17 protein-coding genes and 1 pseudogene are annotated in these 17408 nt (G+C 42.7%); 4 read left to right on the forward strand and 14 right to left on the reverse strand.

Going from position 1 to position 17408, the window contains the following annotated elements:
• Positions 1–176 precede the first annotated feature (176 nt).
• Entirely contained in the window at positions 177–632 is a 456-nt protein-coding gene (locus V7Z64_RS05645; protein WP_297990907.1) for a SprT family protein, read from the reverse strand.
• 72 nt (positions 633–704) lie between these two features.
• Here V7Z64_RS05645 and cmpA point away from each other — a divergent pair, with 72 nt between their 5' ends.
• Positions 705–818: a cortex morphogenetic protein CmpA gene (cmpA, locus tag V7Z64_RS05650; protein WP_128682694.1), complete on the forward strand. Its 114-nt coding sequence runs from the start codon at positions 705–707 to the stop codon at positions 816–818.
• On the opposite strand, the gene V7Z64_RS05655 is transcribed toward cmpA, so the two are convergent.
• The 9 genes and pseudogenes from V7Z64_RS05655 to V7Z64_RS05695 all read right to left on the reverse strand — a co-directional run bounded on the left by V7Z64_RS05655 (position 813) and on the right by V7Z64_RS05695 (position 10580).
• Complete coding sequence (locus tag V7Z64_RS05655) at positions 813–2978, reverse strand: Tex family protein (RefSeq protein ID WP_297990905.1); 2166 nt, start codon at positions 2976–2978, stop codon at positions 813–815. The two genes, cmpA and V7Z64_RS05655, sit on opposite strands and share 6 nt — an antisense overlap.
• 58 nt (positions 2979–3036) lie before the next feature.
• Positions 3037–3387 (reverse strand): type II toxin-antitoxin system endoribonuclease NdoA, encoded by a 351-nt coding sequence (gene ndoA / locus V7Z64_RS05660; protein WP_003253417.1) that lies wholly within the window; start codon positions 3385–3387, stop codon positions 3037–3039.
• 4 nt (positions 3388–3391) lie between these two features.
• The gene (locus tag V7Z64_RS05665) at positions 3392–3673 is read right to left on the reverse strand and encodes a CopG family ribbon-helix-helix protein (RefSeq protein ID WP_003398486.1); all 282 of its coding nucleotides are present in this window, start codon (positions 3671–3673) and stop codon (positions 3392–3394) included.
• A gap of 152 nt (positions 3674–3825) precedes the next feature.
• A complete protein-coding gene (alr, locus tag V7Z64_RS05670; protein WP_297990903.1) occupies positions 3826–4980 on the reverse strand; it encodes an alanine racemase in 1155 nt (384 codons plus the stop codon).
• A gap of 93 nt (positions 4981–5073) precedes the next feature.
• Positions 5074–6093 (reverse strand): LolA family protein, encoded by a 1020-nt coding sequence (locus V7Z64_RS05675; protein WP_297990902.1) that lies wholly within the window; start codon positions 6091–6093, stop codon positions 5074–5076.
• Between the two features lie 74 nt (positions 6094–6167).
• Positions 6168–6530 carry a holo-ACP synthase gene (acpS, locus tag V7Z64_RS05680; RefSeq protein ID WP_297990901.1) on the reverse strand — a complete coding sequence of 121 codons (363 nt, stop codon included), beginning with the start codon at positions 6528–6530 and terminating at the stop codon, positions 6168–6170.
• 65 nt (positions 6531–6595) lie between these two features.
• A pseudogene (locus V7Z64_RS05685) lies at positions 6596–7993 on the reverse strand (DEAD/DEAH box helicase); the annotation flags it as partial.
• A gap of 136 nt (positions 7994–8129) precedes the next feature.
• Entirely contained in the window at positions 8130–9506 is a 1377-nt protein-coding gene (locus V7Z64_RS05690) for a UDP-N-acetylmuramoyl-tripeptide--D-alanyl-D-alanine ligase (protein ID WP_297990900.1), read from the reverse strand.
• Between the two features lie 9 nt (positions 9507–9515).
• Positions 9516–10580 carry a D-alanine--D-alanine ligase gene (locus tag V7Z64_RS05695; RefSeq protein WP_297990899.1) on the reverse strand — a complete coding sequence of 355 codons (1065 nt, stop codon included), beginning with the start codon at positions 10578–10580 and terminating at the stop codon, positions 9516–9518.
• Between the two features lie 153 nt (positions 10581–10733).
• Here V7Z64_RS05695 and V7Z64_RS05700 point away from each other — a divergent pair, with 153 nt between their 5' ends.
• From V7Z64_RS05700 to V7Z64_RS05710, 3 genes are read left to right on the forward strand one after another with little or no spacing between them, the layout of a single operon-like run.
• Positions 10734–11810 (forward strand): GerAB/ArcD/ProY family transporter, encoded by a 1077-nt coding sequence (locus V7Z64_RS05700; RefSeq protein WP_297990897.1) that lies wholly within the window; start codon positions 10734–10736, stop codon positions 11808–11810.
• A complete protein-coding gene (locus V7Z64_RS05705; RefSeq protein WP_297990896.1) occupies positions 11807–13270 on the forward strand; it encodes a spore germination protein in 1464 nt (487 codons plus the stop codon). The genes V7Z64_RS05700 and V7Z64_RS05705 overlap by 4 nt, the downstream gene beginning before the upstream one ends.
• Positions 13267–14397, forward strand: coding sequence for a Ger(x)C family spore germination protein (locus tag V7Z64_RS05710; RefSeq protein ID WP_297990894.1), 1131 nt, complete (start codon positions 13267–13269; stop codon positions 14395–14397). The genes V7Z64_RS05705 and V7Z64_RS05710 overlap by 4 nt, the downstream gene beginning before the upstream one ends.
• A 16-nt stretch (positions 14398–14413) precedes the next feature.
• On the opposite strand, the gene V7Z64_RS05715 is transcribed toward V7Z64_RS05710, so the two are convergent.
• The 4 genes from V7Z64_RS05715 to V7Z64_RS05730 all read right to left on the reverse strand — a co-directional run.
• Positions 14414–15526 carry an MGDG synthase family glycosyltransferase gene (locus V7Z64_RS05715; RefSeq protein WP_297990893.1) on the reverse strand — a complete coding sequence of 371 codons (1113 nt, stop codon included), beginning with the start codon at positions 15524–15526 and terminating at the stop codon, positions 14414–14416.
• Between the two features lie 13 nt (positions 15527–15539).
• Entirely contained in the window at positions 15540–16121 is a 582-nt protein-coding gene (locus V7Z64_RS05720) for a DedA family protein (RefSeq protein WP_297990892.1), read from the reverse strand.
• 15 nt (positions 16122–16136) lie between these two features.
• A complete protein-coding gene (locus tag V7Z64_RS05725) occupies positions 16137–16796 on the reverse strand; it encodes a polysaccharide deacetylase family protein (protein ID WP_297990891.1) in 660 nt (219 codons plus the stop codon).
• 184 nt (positions 16797–16980) lie between these two features.
• A partial coding sequence (locus V7Z64_RS05730) for a carboxyl transferase domain-containing protein (protein WP_334109692.1) occupies positions 16981–17408 on the reverse strand: 428 nt, incomplete at its 5' end.

Genomic DNA, 17408 nt, shown 5'->3' on the forward strand with positions numbered 1-17408 from the left:
CTACGACCGCTCGGTTAACAGCCGAGTGCTCTACCACTGAGCTACTGCGGAATAACATTTTGTTTAGGACTGCTTATATTATATTTGTCATTTTTATATGTGTCAACTATCTTTTTTTCGATTTCCCCGTCGAACAACGACGGCTTTTATAATTTAGCACATACATATTTAGCTTGTCAACACCCTCTTTTTATTTTTTTTAATTTTCCTCTACAAAATCCACATACGTATCGACTAGTGTTTATTGCTTTTCTTCGAACATACATATATCGACATGATGTACACTCGTAATAATGCTCTTTTGTCTTTTTTGGTAATACAATAGGCTTACAAAATCGCGGAGCTTTTACCTGCTTCAATAATTCCCGAAAATCACGGTCACGGTGTCGGTAGCCTTTTCCTTCAAGATGTAAATGATAATGACACAATTCGTGTTTAATTATTTGGACAAGTCCTTCTTCTCCGTAGCACTCATAATATTTTCGATTCAACTCAATGTTATGCGTAGAGAGAATATATCGTCCTCCTGTCGTTTTCAAGCGTTCGTTAAACACCGCTCGATGCCGAAATGGCTTATGAAACACTTGTAACGACACGCGCTCAACAAGCGCTTGCAGCTCGCGCTCATCCATTTTTCTTTCCATCCTTTCACCATTGGGCTTTTTCACTCATAGCATATAAGAAAAAATGTGAAGGTGATCATGATGCCAATATGGTTAAAAAATCAAATGCGACGTGCATATTATGAGAAAAATCGCGCGCAAATTAAATTGCTGAATCAATGCTGGTTTTTTTATCGGAAAACACACTGCTCATAACAGTGTGTTTTCCGACGTTGGTGGAATCATCGTTAAGGAAATGCGTTCTTTTTGTAAGTCAACAGAGTCAACCCACACTTTTACAATATCCCCTACTGAAACAACATCAAGTGGGTGTTTCACGTATCGCTCGCTTAATTTTGAAATGTGAACAAGTCCATCTTGTTTCACACCAATATCTACAAATACGCCGAAGTCAACAACGTTTCGTACCGTTCCTTCTAGCTCCATCCCTTTCTTTAAATCTTCGAGCTTTAACACATGTTGCTTTAGTATAGGTTTTGGTAAATCGTCTCGCGGATCGCGCTCCGGTCGTTTTAGAGCATCAATAATATCTTGAAGCGTCAATACACCTATATTGATTTGCTGTGCGATCTGATCTATATTGATCCCCTCAAGTGCAACACGCAACTGCTCACTACCGATCGCCTCCGTCGAGAAACCAAGACGATGCAACAATTGATACACTTCTTCATACCGTTCCGGATGGATCGGAGTGCGGTCTAGAGGTTCATCGCCATCTAAAATGCGCAAAAATCCAATACATTGCTCGTATGTCTTCGCCCCTAATCTTGGAATATTTTTTAGTTGCATACGATTCGTAAACTTTCCATGTTCTTCGCGGTATTTTACAATATTTTCAGCTACCGTTTTTGTTAAGCCAGATACATATTGCAACAATGTCGAAGAAGCCGTATTGACATTTACTCCAACTTGGTTCACAACCGTTTCCACAACAAACCGTAACGACTGTTCTAGCTTTTTTTGTGACACATCATGCTGATACTGACCGACTCCGACGGATTTCGGATCAATTTTTACTAATTCAGCCAACGGATCTTGCACACGCCGGGCGATGGATACGGCACTTCTCTCTTCCACTTGTAAAGATGGAAACTCTTGACGCGCTAAATCAGAAGCAGAATATACGCTAGCCCCTGCCTCATTTACAATTAAATAAAATACGTTTCCTTCCCACTCGGCAATGGTGTCAGCGACGAACTGTTCTGTCTCCCGCGATGCAGTCCCATTTCCGATCGCAATTAATTCGACCTGATATGTATGAAGTAGCTGCTTTAATTTTGCTTTCGCTTTTTCAACTTCATTTTTTGGTGGATGCGGGTAAATCACGTCAATATGAAGCACTTTTCCCGTTTCATCGACGACGGCCAACTTACATCCTGTACGATACGCTGGATCTATCCCTAAAACAACTTTTCCTTTTAACGGCGGTTGGAGCAATAAATTGCGTAAGTTTTCAGCGAAAACATGGATCGCTTGCTCTTCCGCACGTTCCGTCAATTCATTTCGCACTTCCCGCTCAATAGATGGAGCAATATATCGTTTATATGCATCCTCAATAGCTTCGGCGACAATGTGAGCGGCAGATGAGCGGTCGTTTGTTATGATTTGTTTGCGAATGTACGCCATCATTCGCTCCACGTCTACATCAATGGCGATGCGTAAAAAGCCCTCTTTTTCACCGCGGTTCATCGCTAAAACACGATGAGCCGGTGCTTTGGCTATCGCTTCCCGATGGTCGTAGTACATTTCAAATACACGTTTTTCGTCTTTTTCTATCTCTTTTCCAACCGAAGCAATTGTGCCCGTTTGCCAAGTTTGTTGACGAATCCATTGACGGATTGTAGCGTCATCTGACACTTTTTCAGCAATAATATCTTTGACACCTTGAATTACTTCTTCAATCGTATGTACTTCTTTTTGTTCATCAATAAACATTTCCGCCCGATTTGTCACCGTTTCATTCGGAAACGTTAATAACCATTCGGCAAACGGCTCTAACCCTTTTTCTTTCGCGATTGTCGCCCTCGTTCGCCGCTTTTGTTTATACGGGCGATATAAATCCTCCACTTCTTGCAATTTTGTTGCGCTTAAAATCGCTTCTTTTAAGTCGTCTGTCAACTTCCCTTGCTCATCAATTAAACGAACGACTTCCTCTTTTCGTTTTGTTAGGTTTTGTAAATAATTCCATTCGTCTAAAATCGTTCGAATTTGCACTTCATCGAGCGCACCGGTCATTTCTTTTCGATAGCGGGCAATGAAAGGAATCGTATTTCCTTCTTCATGAAGTTGAATGACATGTTGAATATGTACAAGCGGAATGTTTAATTTCGTAGCCAGTTCGTTTAGTAGCTCCAAACAAAATTCCTCCTCTTAAACAAAAATAGCTACACAACGTAGCTATTTTTCCATCATATTAAAAATCAATAAGACCGAGACTAATTTGCAACGCTTCATCAACTTTATCCATCATCTCGTCATCTAGATGGGTAATCTTATCTGTCAGACGTTGTTTATCAATCGTCCGAATTTGTTCAAGCAAAATGACAGAGTCCCGTTCAAATCCGTAGCGCTTTGCATCGATTTCAACATGTGTAGGCAACTTGGCTTTTTGAATTTGCGCAGTAATGGCAGCAACAATGACGGTTGGACTGAAACGGTTCCCTATGTCATTTTGAATAACAAGCACAGGGCGTACGCCCCCTTGCTCTGATCCAACTACTGGAGAAAGATCGGCAAAATACACGTCACCACGTTTGACAATCAAAAGATTACCCCCCGCTAACTAAGCGTTCAACGGTGTGGTCAGCTTCATATTCCGCAAGAAACGCCTCCGATGCAAGCGACAAATTGATTTTCGCCATCTCCATATACCCACGTCTCATCGCTTCTCGAATTTGACGCTTTTTTCGCTCGCGAATGTACATCTTCATCGCTTGATAGATGAGTTCATTCCGGCTGCCGTTTTCTTGCTTGACAATTCCATCTAATTCGCTCACTAACGCCTGCGGTAACCGAATAACAATTTCTGTTGTTGCGCTCGATTCAGACACAAACACACACCTCCAACTAAACTACAACCACATAGTTGCTCCCAATTTACATCATACCATTTCATCTTCGCGATGCAAAGTCATTTCCAGCATCATTCGTTCAAATTTTGTAGAAATTTTTCGAAAAAAACCGTTCTCCTTGCACTCATCTACTATAATACCGCATTTCTCACTTCAATTATACTCTTGTTTTTTAAAAAAATACGGGGAACACGATAACTAATCGTACAAGGAACCTCATAATTGATCGTATGCAAGTGGGCTGCGACATCATCAATGGAAATGCGGTCACCTTGTTGTTCGCCGATGAGCGTGACCTTTGTGCCAATTGGAAGTTCATAAGGTAGGCGAATCATCATTTGATCCATACAAACTCGACCAACAATTGGAGCACGCTTTCCATCAACAAGAACAGAAAAATGCTGCATGCGACGCAACCAACCGTCTGCATAACCGATCGGAACCGTACCAATCCACTCGTCCGTTTTCGCCTCATATGTCGCCCCGTAACTTATTTTTTCCCCTTGTTTCACTTTTTTGACATGCGTTAAGCGACTATGGAGCGAGAACGCTTCTTTTAAAGGATACGGCAATAACGTTTTCATTTCTTGTGACGGCGACAATCCATACATCGAAATACCTAAACGGACCGCATTAAACACGCGATCCGGATAACGCAATCCGGCCGCGCTATTAGCGCAATGAATGACGGGTGGAGTGACAGGCAACCATTTTAACATGCGCATAAACGCATCATATTGAAACTCAAAATAATCGGTCTTTCGTTCATCCGCCGTTGCAAAATGCGTATATACTCCTTCAAGTACGAAACCCGTTTGTTGCGACATAAGCGCAATCATCCGCTCAATCTCTTCCTTCGTTTTAACACCTAGCCGACCCATCCCTGTATCGAATTTGATATGAATCATAAGCGGCTGCTCATATGCATAGGCTAGCGCTTCTTCAACCCATTGCGATTGATATACGGTTAATGAAATATTTTCCTTTGCAGCGAGCGGAGCGTATTGAGGGTTCGTCGCCCCAAGCACAAGAATAGGAACGTCTAAAGGGATACCTTTTTTACGTAGTGCTAACGCTTCATCTAAAAAAGCAACTGCCAATCTTGTCGCTCCTGCTTCAAGCGCTGTTTTCGCCACTTGTATGTCCCCGTGCCCATAAGCATTCGCTTTCACGACAGCTATCACATCAACATGCGAACCGACATGCTTCTTCATGGACTGTACATTATAAAAAATAGCATCTAAATCAATTTCTGCCCATGTATCGCGATAAAAAGCTCTTTCCATCCTTCATACCCCTTCAAAAATATGTTCACGTTTGATTATTTCTTTTCTCTTGATAGGATGTCAATAAAAAAATAAAGACCCGCCATGCGAGTCTTATTTCATCACTTTACCTTGTACAGAACGAGCAATCGCAACCATTTCTTCTTTCGCTAAATCTTGTGAAGCAAGAATAAAATCAACACCTTTATACGTCCACGTTAACGTCCCGTTTGCCATCGCCCCAACTGCAAACCCTAAATCGACCGGTTCGCCTTTGACCGTTGTCGATACGTTCGCTGTCGGGACAACATGCGCTTTTTCTTGTACGAGCGTGAACGATTTTTCTCCAGCGAATGTCATAACGACTCGTTTTCCGTTTGCCGTTGTAAATTCCTTTTCTTCAACAAGCTTCACACCATCGAGCTCATATGTCGGATACATGACCGGAATAGCTTGTTGATTCGCTTCTGCTGTTGCCTGTTGCTCGCTTTCTAACTTTGCCCGTGTCATGTTTTTGCTCACATCAAAAGCATTATGATCAAACGCAGCATTCCACTCTACTTTCGAAAACTCCACTGTCAACATCGGTTGGGAGTCTACGTCCATGACCGTCACTTTGACCGGTGTTAAATCCTTTTTATTTAACGTAATTTCTTGTTTTGGCAACATTTTTTTATTTTCGTAATTTGTTTTTGTTTCAAAAACGTAATGATTTTTTGTTGCTTTAAATGCCGCTTTCGAGTCGGCTAAAATATCTTTGACAAGAGACTCGTACAAATACACTTGACTTGCATTTTGCGGCCAGTCGCTTTGAAAACGAAAACTTTTATTCAGCGCCGGTGTCAATACAAATACCCCTTCGTCGTTTCGTAAAATCATTTGATGTTGATCTCGCTGGGCATTTTTCAAATTCACACGGTAGTAGCTTGGCGACTTATGCCAAATTTCAATTTCATACACTTGCGGCTCCGTTCCCGTTTGAAGTGTCATTTTTGCTTCTGCCTTGTACCCAGACATCGTTTTTACTTTTTCATCGAGCGCCTTTAACACATCTTGTTGGGATTTCTCCCCGCAAGCCGCCAAACTGCCTAAAATAAAAATAAGCAAGCACCAAAAAAGCAACGTTCGTCTCATTTTTTCAACCCCTTTACCTCATTTGGACTTCTTTCATAAGCCATCATATGAGACCAAGGGAGAGAATATGCAGACTAGCTTGACAAGCGTTCAATAATTACTTGAGCAACAGCATAATGGTCGCTATGTGAAATCGAGACGTGCACACGCTGATCGGCTAATAAGGAATCAATGTACGGTTTGCCGTACTCGTCATTTTTCACTTCAACATCACTAAACGACACATGTACGCCAATTCCCGTCCCTAGCGCTTTCGCATACGCCTCTTTTGCGGCAAATCGACCTGCAACAAACTCAATTTTTCGTTTGGACGACAATTCAAAAAACCGCATGCGTTCATTGTCTGTTAGCACGCGTTCGATAAACTTTGGTTGCCTTTCTAACAAATGAGCTATACGACTTAGATCTACAATATCGATGCCAATCCCAACAATCATCTATATCCCTCCAATAAACAAAAAGAAGCTATCTGTTCAGACAGCTCCTATCGTTTTGTGCGTGTTTTCGCTCCCCGTCCACGCGTCTCACTACGACGTTGGCGCGTTTGGACTTGCCGCTTTTTCTCTTTTTTCATAATCGGAGGCTCTTCCGTCAACTGTACCGGCGTCATATCCGGCTCTTTCGTTAACATTTTAATACACGCAGCAACGAGCGAAACAGAGTCGTGCTCTTCTAACAATTCCTCAGCAGCGCGTTTGTAAAATGATAAGTTATTATGCTCAATGGTAGCAAGCAATTTTTCCACAGCCGCCCGCTGTTGACCTTCCAGCGCCTCATCTAACGTCGGTGGCTTCATCCGTTCCATTTTCCGCTTTGTCGTCTTTTCAATATGGTGCAACTGCCCAATTTCACGAGGTGTAACAAACGTAATCGCCATTCCTGTTTTGCCCGCACGTCCTGTTCGACCGATACGGTGAACGTAGCTTTCTGGATCTTGCGGAATATCAAAGTTATAAACATGCGTTACGCCAGAAATGTCTAAGCCCCGCGCAGCAACGTCAGTCGCAACTAAAATATCAATCGAACCTTCTTTAAACTTGCGCAAGACAGATAAACGTTTCGCTTGGCTTAAATCACCGTGAATACCTTCTGCTGTATAACCGCGCAAGTTGAGCGCTTCCGCTAGTTCGTCGACGCGACGCTTCGTTCTTCCGAAAACGATCGCTAACTCCGGAGATTGAATATCTAGTAAACGTGTTAACGTATCAAACTTTTTCTTCTCTTGAATTTCGATATAGTATTGTTGAATATTTGGAACGGTCATTTCTTTTGCCTTTACGCGAACAAGCTCCGGATTGTTCATAAACCGCTCAGCGATGCGGCGAATTGGCTCCGGCATCGTCGCTGAAAAGAGAAGCGTCTGCCGTTCAGTTGGCACATGACTTAAAATGGCTTCAATATCTTCAACAAACCCCATGTTCAACATTTCATCCGCTTCATCTAACACGACGGTATGCACGTTTTGTAAACGGAGCGTACGACGTTGAATATGATCAATAATGCGCCCTGGCGTGCCGACAATAATATGTGGGTGCTTTTTTAATGCTCGAATTTGACGTTCAATATCTTGCCCTCCGTAGATCGGCAAAACGCGCACACACTTCGTTGAGCCAATTTTATACAGCTCTTCAGATACTTGGATCGCTAATTCCCTCGTCGGCGCGACAATAATCGCCTGCACAGCATCGTGGTTCATATCGATTTTTTCAACGAGCGGAATACCAAACGCTGCCGTTTTTCCTGTCCCCGTTTGCGCTTGCCCGATGACATCACGATTTTGCAAACTAAGCGGAATCGTAGCCGCTTGAATTGGCGTCGCCTCTTCAAATCCCATTTTACTAACTGCTTTCATCACTTCTGGACTTAATCCAAACTCTTTAAATGTAACCAATGTTTTCATACTCCTTCTTCAAATAACTTACGAAAAAAGGCATTCCCGTATAGACGGAAGTGCCTTGTTCAAATTCATTCCGTAAACAGCTCTCGTCCATCATACCATTTTATGCATATGTTTTCAACAAATTGAACAACTCTTTTTACTCATTTAGCAAAGAAATGATTTCCTCTAGCTTCATGCCGCGCGATGCTTTCAATAAAATGACATCGCCCGGCTCTATCAATGCTTGCACATCTGCTGCTAATTTCCTTTTGTCATCATACGAACGAACACATCCTTCGCTAAACCGTTCGCTCGCTCGCTCAGCGATCGCTTTGGCGCGCGTGCCGTACGTCAACACGTAATGGATGTTTTGCGGATCGATCATCTCGCCAATTTGCTCATGAAAAGCGATTTCCCTATCACCTAGTTCAAGCATATCCCCAACAATCGCTATTTTTTTGCGATATCCTGTCAGCTCACCGAGCAGCTCAAGGGCAGCACGCATAGATGTCGGGCTTGCGTTATATGCATCATTAATAATTGTTACCCCATCATTTCGCTTGATTACTTCTGTTCGCATTTTTGTTACGGTCAAGCGTGAAAACCCTTCCTTTATATGCGCTACATCGATAGAAGCAAAACGGGCCACAGCAATGGCTACAAGGGCATTCATCACGTGATGACGCCCGAGAAGCGGCATATGGAACATTTCATTTGGCCAATGATTGACTGTAAATGACGTACCATCCGCCTGAACACGAATGTCAAGCGGATAATAATCGTTTGTCTTTGTCATTCCAAACGTTTCGACATACGGAAGCATAGACGGTTGAACACGCGCTTGCAATAACGGTTCGTCCCCGTGATAAATAAATAATCCATCACGTCGCAATCCTTTAATGATTTCAAACTTTGCTGTTGCAATTCCTTCCCGCGAACCGAGCTCTTGTAAATGTGATTCTCCTATATTTGTAATGACCGCAACATCTGGTTCTGCAAGGGTAGAAAGGAGTTCGATTTCTCCAAAACCGCTCATGCCCATTTCGACAACGGCGTACTCCGTGTCTTCTCTTAAACGAAGAAGTGTCAGTGGCACACCGATATGATTGTTTAAATTCCCCTCTGTTTTTTGTACGCGATATACAGTTCCAAGCAGTGATGCAATCATATCTTTCGTCGTCGTTTTTCCGTTGCTTCCTGTCACGCCGATGATACGCGTCCGAAGTTGTTTGCGATACGCATGGGCGAGCTGTTGGAGAGCAACGAGCGTGTCATCAACAAAAATGAGCGGAACGTCTTTCGGTGCATTTGGCTCATGTTTGCTCCATAATGCAGCTGCTGCCCCTTTGTCAAACGCCTGCCTAACAAAATGATGTCCATTAAAATTAGCTCCTTGAAGCGGAACGTATACATTTCCTTGTGCGATTGTGCGCGTATCTGTTGATACACCATGAACGACAACGGAAGCATATCGCTCATCAATCGCACTTCCCGGAATCATCGTTTGAATATTGGCTAATGAACGTGTAATCATGTTATCACCTTAAAATACATACGTAATGTTTTGCTTTTCTTTATATCGCTCGATCGCCAGATGAATGAGGCGCTCGATTAATTGTTCATACGGCACACCTGTATGTTTCCATAAAAGCGGGAACATGCTAAACGGCGTAAAGCCTGGCATCGTGTTTACTTCGTTAATGTACGCTACCCCATCTGCTGTTAAGAAAAAGTCAGCGCGAACTAAACCGGATAAATCGAGCGTTTGAAAAGCAGTAAGAGCCATTTGTTTAATGGTCTCGTATTCTCCGTCAGTAATATTAGCTGGGATGACTAATTGTGTATTTCCGTCGACGTATTTCGCTTCGTAATCGTAAAACTCTTTTTTCGGCACAATTTCACCGACGACGGAACAAATCGGCTCGTCGTTACCGATCACCCCAATCTCCACTTCACGACCGACAATCGCCTCTTCCACAATGACTTTCCGATCGTAACGAAACGCCTCTTGAAATGCGGTTTGTAATTGCTCGCGGTTTTTACATTTACTAATTCCTACACTCGAACCAGCATTGGCTGGCTTGACAAAGCACGGATAGCCAAGCTCACGTTCTACCGTTTCATATACAGTTTCTTTATGCTTTTCCCATTCTTTTTTCAAGAAAAATACGTAACGCGCTTGCTTCAACCCTGCTTGTGCAAACAATTGCTTCATGACGACTTTATCCATGCCGACAGCCGATGCCAACACACCGTTCCCAACGTATGGTACGTCCAACAGTTCTAACATTCCTTGCACCGTTCCGTCCTCTCCGTTCGGGCCGTGCAAAAGCGGGAAAATAACATCGATCCGTTCTTCCTTATTTCCTTCGCGGTTCGCAATAAAATCAAGCGCTGGTAAGCCATGCTCAAAAACTAATTCCTTCACATCTTGCACTTCTCTTTCAATTGCCTTACCACGCCACCACTGTCCGTCCGTTGTAATATAAATCGGTACAACGGTAAACTTCTCTTTATTTACCGCATTAATCACAGAGCGCGCTGTTTGCAGCGATACTTTATGTTCAGGCGATTTGCCGCCGTATAATACACCTAACGTGATCGTCATGTTCGTTCCTCCTCAACTGTTCATGTCACTTCATTATATTGTAGCACAACTACTTTTTTATTTATATGGTGAAACGAGCCTAGATGGTGACAATGCATATTATTTCCCTGCTTGGAAACGATAAAAATACAATTGGAAAAAAGGTGTGTGAATATGAACACGATACAAATGTTATTCGTTTTGATGTTATCCATCGGACTAATGAATCACGTCATCATCATTCCCGTTTTACTTGAAGTTGCTGGGCGCGATGCGTGGATTTCTACCGTAATCGGACTTATGTTGCTCGTTTTGTTTCTTCCTCTCATTTACTTTCCTATGAAACAATCGCAGCAGGCGCACATCTTCCAATGGCTAAAAAAACGTATCGGTGCTCCGATCGCTTATTTAATCGCTTCGATCACATGCATATATTTACTTGTTATTAGCATCGTCACGTTAAAAGATACAACAACGTTTACGACGACGTCGTATTTAACAGCAACACCGAACTGGGCGATTATCGTCACGCTTTGTATCATTTGTTTTTATAACGCCTCCATCGGCTTACCATCCATTGCGAAAACATCCGGTATCATTTTACCTTTTGTCGTCGTATTTGGCATATTCGTCGCTCTCGCAACTACACCACATAAAAACTATGAATTGTTAAAACCGATGCTCGAAGAAGGATGGGGGCCTGTTTGGAAAGGGGTCATGTATGTTGCTGCCGGGTACGGAGAAATTGTTCTTCTCATGTTCATGCAACAACAAATGAAAACAAATATTTCTTTTATGAAACTCATTTTGTTCGGGCTTGTCGCCGCTAGTTTATCGATTGGACCAACGATCGGGGCCATTACAGAATTTGGTCCTGCGGAAGCGAGCCATCTCCGTTATCCTGCATTTGAACAATGGCGCATGGTGAACTTAGGAACATATTTAGAGCATTTTGATTTTTTATCTGTTTACCAATGGCTCGCGGGCGCTTTCATCCGCATTTCGCTCGCAACGGCGCTTATCCCGGAGTTATTTGACATTACAAATAAAGCATCGCGTCGCTGGATATTACTATTCATATACGTCGTCATGTTTTTCGCTGCTATGACTCCAATGAGCGACTATACATTTTTTTATATGTTAAAGAAATGGGTGCTGCCGATTTCGTTTCTGTTCATTTGCTTTCTTTCTACTGTCTTGTTCGTCCTAGCGTTGGCGATACGTATAAAAGAAAGGAGAGCGTCCGCATGACCGCTGAAATCATTGTCGATGAACGAACATTAAAAGAACATTTTGCACAATGTAAAGATGTCGTACTTATGCCAGCTACTATTTATTCGGACGAACGAAAACCACTTTCACTCATTTTCGTCTATTGTGAAGAATTATGTGATACGAAGTTACTTAAAGAGTTTATTTTCCCGACCATTACGCGCATGGGGCAACAATATCCGCTTTATTCCGTTACAGATATTGAAAAATATAAACAAATGCCGCTTCACTTAGTCGGGAAATCCGTCTCTGCTCAACAGCTTGATTTTATCATTTTTAACGGGGATTTAATCATTTACTTCGTCGAAGCCGGGGCGATGTATTCCATTTCGCTCGCGAATCCACCAAACCGCAATCCCGAGGAGCCGAACACAGAAGTGTCGATTCGCGGACCGAAAGACGGCTTTATTGAAGAAGTAGCGAAAAACGTGGCGCTTGTACGCAAGCGGCTAAAAACGAGCAGTTTACACGTCGAACAAGTATTAATCGGCAAACGAAGCCGAACGAAAGTCGATCTTTTATATATAAAAGACATTATAAATCAAGAAACAATTGGTGAGCTTAAACGACGGTTAAGCAATATCAACATCGACGCCTTAACCGGAACGAATCAATTAGAAGAATTGTTAAGTGAAAAATACATTTCGCTATTTCCCATCTTCGCATACTCTGGTCGTCCTGATTTTGTCGTGAATGCGCTGTTAAGCGGACGGTTTGCTGTATTTGTTGATGGCTCACCGACCGCATTGATCGGACCAGCAAATTTAACATTTTTATTAAATACTTCAGAAGACAATAGTACATCATTCGTATTTGTTACGTTTCAACGCATCATTCGGCTTATCGGTGTCAGTGTAGCTGTCTTTTTGCCGGGGCTTTGGACAGCCATTGTTACGTACCATCAAGATCAATTGCCATTTACACTGTTGGCAACGATCGTTCTAGCTAGGCAAGGGGTTCCCCTCCCCGCCCCGTTAGAAGCATTTATTATGGTCAGCTTGTTTGAAATTTTTAAAGAAGCAGGGATGCGGTTGCCGATTGCGATCGGGCAAACGTTATCTGTCGTTGGTGGATTAATTATCGGACAGGCAGCGATTAACGCTGGATTAGCCGCCCCAGGAACGCTTGTCGTTATCGCTACTTCAGTCATCGCAACGTTTACGCTCGTCAACCAGTCACTTGCCGGGACGGTGGCCATTTTACGCTTTATCGTCCTTGCTGCCTCGTCCATGCTTGGATTGTTCGGCTTTATTGCGTCCATGTTTTTTTTACTTATTTATACGGTCAATTTGACATCGTTTGGCGTCCCGTATTTAGCACCGCTTTCCCCGACGACAGGGGATATATGGAAAGTCATTATTACAAGCGGATGGAAAAAGTTTAAAATGCGTCCAAAAATGTTGAAAACGAATGATAATACGCCGGGGGATGAGTCATGAGTCGACTGTTCATTTGCTGCTTTTGCTGTTTGTTTTTAACAGGCTGTTGGGGGATGAAAGAAATTGACCATCTCGCTTACATTCATGCAATCGGGGTCGACTACGAAGACGATCAAGTGATTGCATATGCTCAACTCATTAGTTTTTCAGGGCTTGCAAAAGTCGAAGCAGGAGGAGGACGGCAGAAATCGACTGTCACAATCGGAAAAGCAAAAGGGGAAACGTTTAATGTCGCGACAGATCGGTTGTATCACGCGATTCAACAAGGCGTATCGTGGGGACATATTAAAGGAATCGTTTTTACGGAACGGGCGCTCAAAAAAGGACTTGTGCGTGACGTTATTGATGTGCTTGACCGTTACAATGAAATTCGCCATACCATTTGGGCATTTACAACGAAAGAATCGATTGAACAGCTATTTGAAACAACGCCATTTTTAGATTATTCGCCGTATTTTTCGCTACTGGCAAACCCGACGGATATTTATGAACAAAGTTCATTTGTTCAACCGAAACGGCTAAATCAACTTGTTGCCGCTTCAAATGAAAAGGCGGTCGTGTTCCCCTTACCATCCCTTGCAGTGGAGGAGAAAAGTTGGACGGAAAATAAAAAAAAGAAGCCGATGCTAAAAATCGACGGCGTTTGTTTTTTGCATCGTTACAATAAGCAAGCATGCATGCCGCGCAATAAACTAGACGGTTTGCGCTGGGTTACAAAAGGGACAGGAAGAACGCCCATTTACATTCAACCGGATGGGAAAATGATTGGCACGCTCGTTGTACGCGAACCGAAAGCGAGCATATCGTATAAAGTGAAAAACGGTCTACCTGTTTTCACTGTCGATATACAAGCAACGGGCAGCATCATCGAGCTACGTGAAGACATATCGGAAAAACAAATTATTGCATACGCAGCAAAAACGGTAGAAAAGGAAGTGCAATCGTTATTCGAACTCGGGGTAAAAGAAGGGGTCGATGCGCTTCAGTTATCGAACGCCTTGTATCGCCAAAACGTGAATGACTGGAAGAAATACACAACAAACGGAGTAGTCCCGCTTACAAAGGATACGTTGCAACGTGTCCACGTCAAATTGAGTATTGACACATACGGAAAATCGAAAAAATAAAAGCGATGAGAGTTGCTCATCGCTTCTTTACCGCATGTAAACGCGCTTCAATCCACTCGCTTAACGCCTCTTGCGCTGTTTGTTCACGCTCGAGCCAATATTGTTCGATCCGTTTTTCCAATCGTCCCATCTCCTCATGATCCGATAATACGCGCATTAACTGTTGATCGTACGGTTCATTGTCATGGAGAAAATAAATAAGTCCCTTTGCTTTTAAATAACGCAAATTCATTTGTTCTTGTCCAGGCAAATAAGAAAGCGTAAAAGCAGGAAGTTTTTTTGCAAGCACTTCGCTCATTGTTACACCACCTGGTTTTGTCACAATCGCATCGACTTCATCATACAGCTCGTTCATTTTCGCTGGATCGGAAATGTATCGAAACGGCCGAACACGCGGATCATCCCAGCTTTTCAGCTCGTTATATAGCGCTTCATTTTTGCCGCATAATACAAAATAAGTGAGCTGAGAATGTTTCGCATTCGTTAAAAATTGTTTCATTTTCCCTAATCCTTGATTGCCACCTGCCACTAAAATACGTTTATTTGCCCTTTGCTTTCTTTTCTCGGCAGGTACAATATGTTCATGAATGGGAATGCCTGTTACAATGACGCGATGACGATCGATACGAAACGTTGTACATATAAACCGCTTTGCCTCTTCATGCGGAACGAAATGATAGTTGATTGCTGTTTTTCCCCAAATGCCGCTTAAAAAAAAGTCGGTATATACGTTTACAACCGGAATGGTAACAATCCCCTTTTGTTTCAAGCGTTGTAATACGTGTGAAGGGAATGAATGAGTACATATAACGAGATCTGGCTTTTTATCTTGAAGAAGACGCTTCATTTTTTTTTCAAAATAAAGTAGCCACGGTTCAAGCGTTGGTTGCTCGAATTTTCTCATCCAGCGTCGATACATCCACTCATACGAATGGGGTAATGCCGAAATCCATCGAAGATAAAAATCGGCTACCCGCTTTTCCATTTGTTCGTTGCAATAGCTGAGGAAATCAAGCTTTTCAAAAGACGCCTCTGGAAAGCGACGTTGCAACGAATAGATAAGCGCATCCGCCACTTGATGATGGCCAGATGACATTTGAAACAAAGGTAGGACGAGAATGTTCATCATGACGAACTCCCTTTTAGCTTTGTTTTCTTTTTTTTATATACAACATAACGAAAAATAAACTAAAGAACAACACAGTAAGCCATGGTAAAACGGAAAGTGGGATGTGAATTCGCTCCCCGAGAAACTTCCCTACACATACAAATAAACTGATCCAAAAAGTCGCTCCAGCAAACGCCAAACAGAGAAATGGCAAAAATGGAAAGCGCACAACCCCCGCCATATACGGCGATAGTTGGCGAACGCCCGGAATAAAGTAGCCAAACGTAATAATCCAAAGCGCACGTTTACGGAAATGGCGATACATATAGCGATAACGTCGGCGATGAAAACCGATATAGTGTCCATATTTAAATAATAGCGGTGAGCCGAACGTATAACCAGCAACATAAGCAATCACCATGCCGACTGTCGCCCCGAAAACGGCAAAAAATAAACTTTTGAATAAATGTAATTGGTCATGTGAAATAAAAATGCCGACCAAAAACAGAAGCGACTCTTCCGGTGCTGGAATCCCAACGATCCCAAAGAATAGCGAAAGAAACAGGACAATATAGCCATGAGATTGAATATACGTTAAGATGCTGTTCGCTTCCATTTCCCCATTCCCCTTCTATATCTTTACCCACTTTACATGAGCCGTTTTCAATAATCGCTCTAGCGCTTGCAACATGTTTTGAGGTGCATGTTGATCCGCGCCGAAGGTTGAGCCGCTATCATGTAGCACAATGATCGCCCCGTCCTCTATGCTTCGCATCAATCGTTCATAAAGCCGATCAACACCTAGCGAGGCGTTCCAGTCACCAAGAATATATGTCCACATCACTATTTTATACTTTTTTTGCATAAACAACGTCCATATGTTTATATGTCCCCATGGCGGACGGTAGTATGCAGGACGACTGCCGGTAATGCGCTCAATGGCACGAACTGAACGTTCAAGTTCCCATTCGGCAACTAACGGAGGAAGAAACCAATTGCTCGTATGGTAGTAATGATGTAACCCTATCGTATGACCTTCTTTATGCATCCTTTGAATGAGATGAGGATATTTTTCCGCCTTCGAGCCAACGACGAAAAATGTTGCTTTCACGTCATACTTTTTCAGCAAATCGAGCAACTGGGGTGTGTAGATCGGGTCTGGGCCATCATCAAACGTTAACGCTACACCACCGTTCACCCTTTTTTGTACACGAAACGAAGAAACGCGAGTTAACCATGTCGGACATATGCTATATACGACAAATAGTGCAATGAGCCATATGTATATCAAATGAATAGCTCCTTTCTTGATTATACAATAAAAAAATAGCGCGGTTGAAACTTCTGTACTTTGACTGACAATCTTCCCATTTGTTTACCACATTCGACATACCTTTTGTCGATTTCCGGGGAAATGAATCGAAAAAAGACGATGTGGAAACACATCGTCCTCATTGTACCATATGTGTTGACAACTACACAGGGTAAACTCCATGCTTTCGTTCAGAAAATATAACATATTTCGACATGTATGCATCTAAGCGACGAATAAGCTCGGCACGCAATTCATTCGGAGCAATAATCCCATCGACAACCATTTCAGAAGCAAGCCGATAAATATCGATGTCTTTCCGATATTCTTCACGTTTTTGCTCAATAAATGCAGCCCGTTCCTCCTCAGGAAGTTCAGCAATTTTATTGGCGTATACCGCATTGACTGCTGCTTCCGGCCCCATTACAGCAATTTGGGCGTGCGGAAAAGCTAAACAACAGTCTGGCTCAAATGCTGGTCCAGCCATCGCATACAGTCCCGCTCCATACGCTTTTCGCACAATAATCGATATTTTAGGAACAGTCGCCTCAGACATAGCTGAAATCATTTTTGCACCGTGGCGAATAATAC

The sequence above is a fragment of the Anoxybacillus sp. genome (genome assembly GCF_036834105.1).
Lineage (GTDB): Bacteria > Bacillota > Bacilli > Bacillales > Anoxybacillaceae > Anoxybacillus.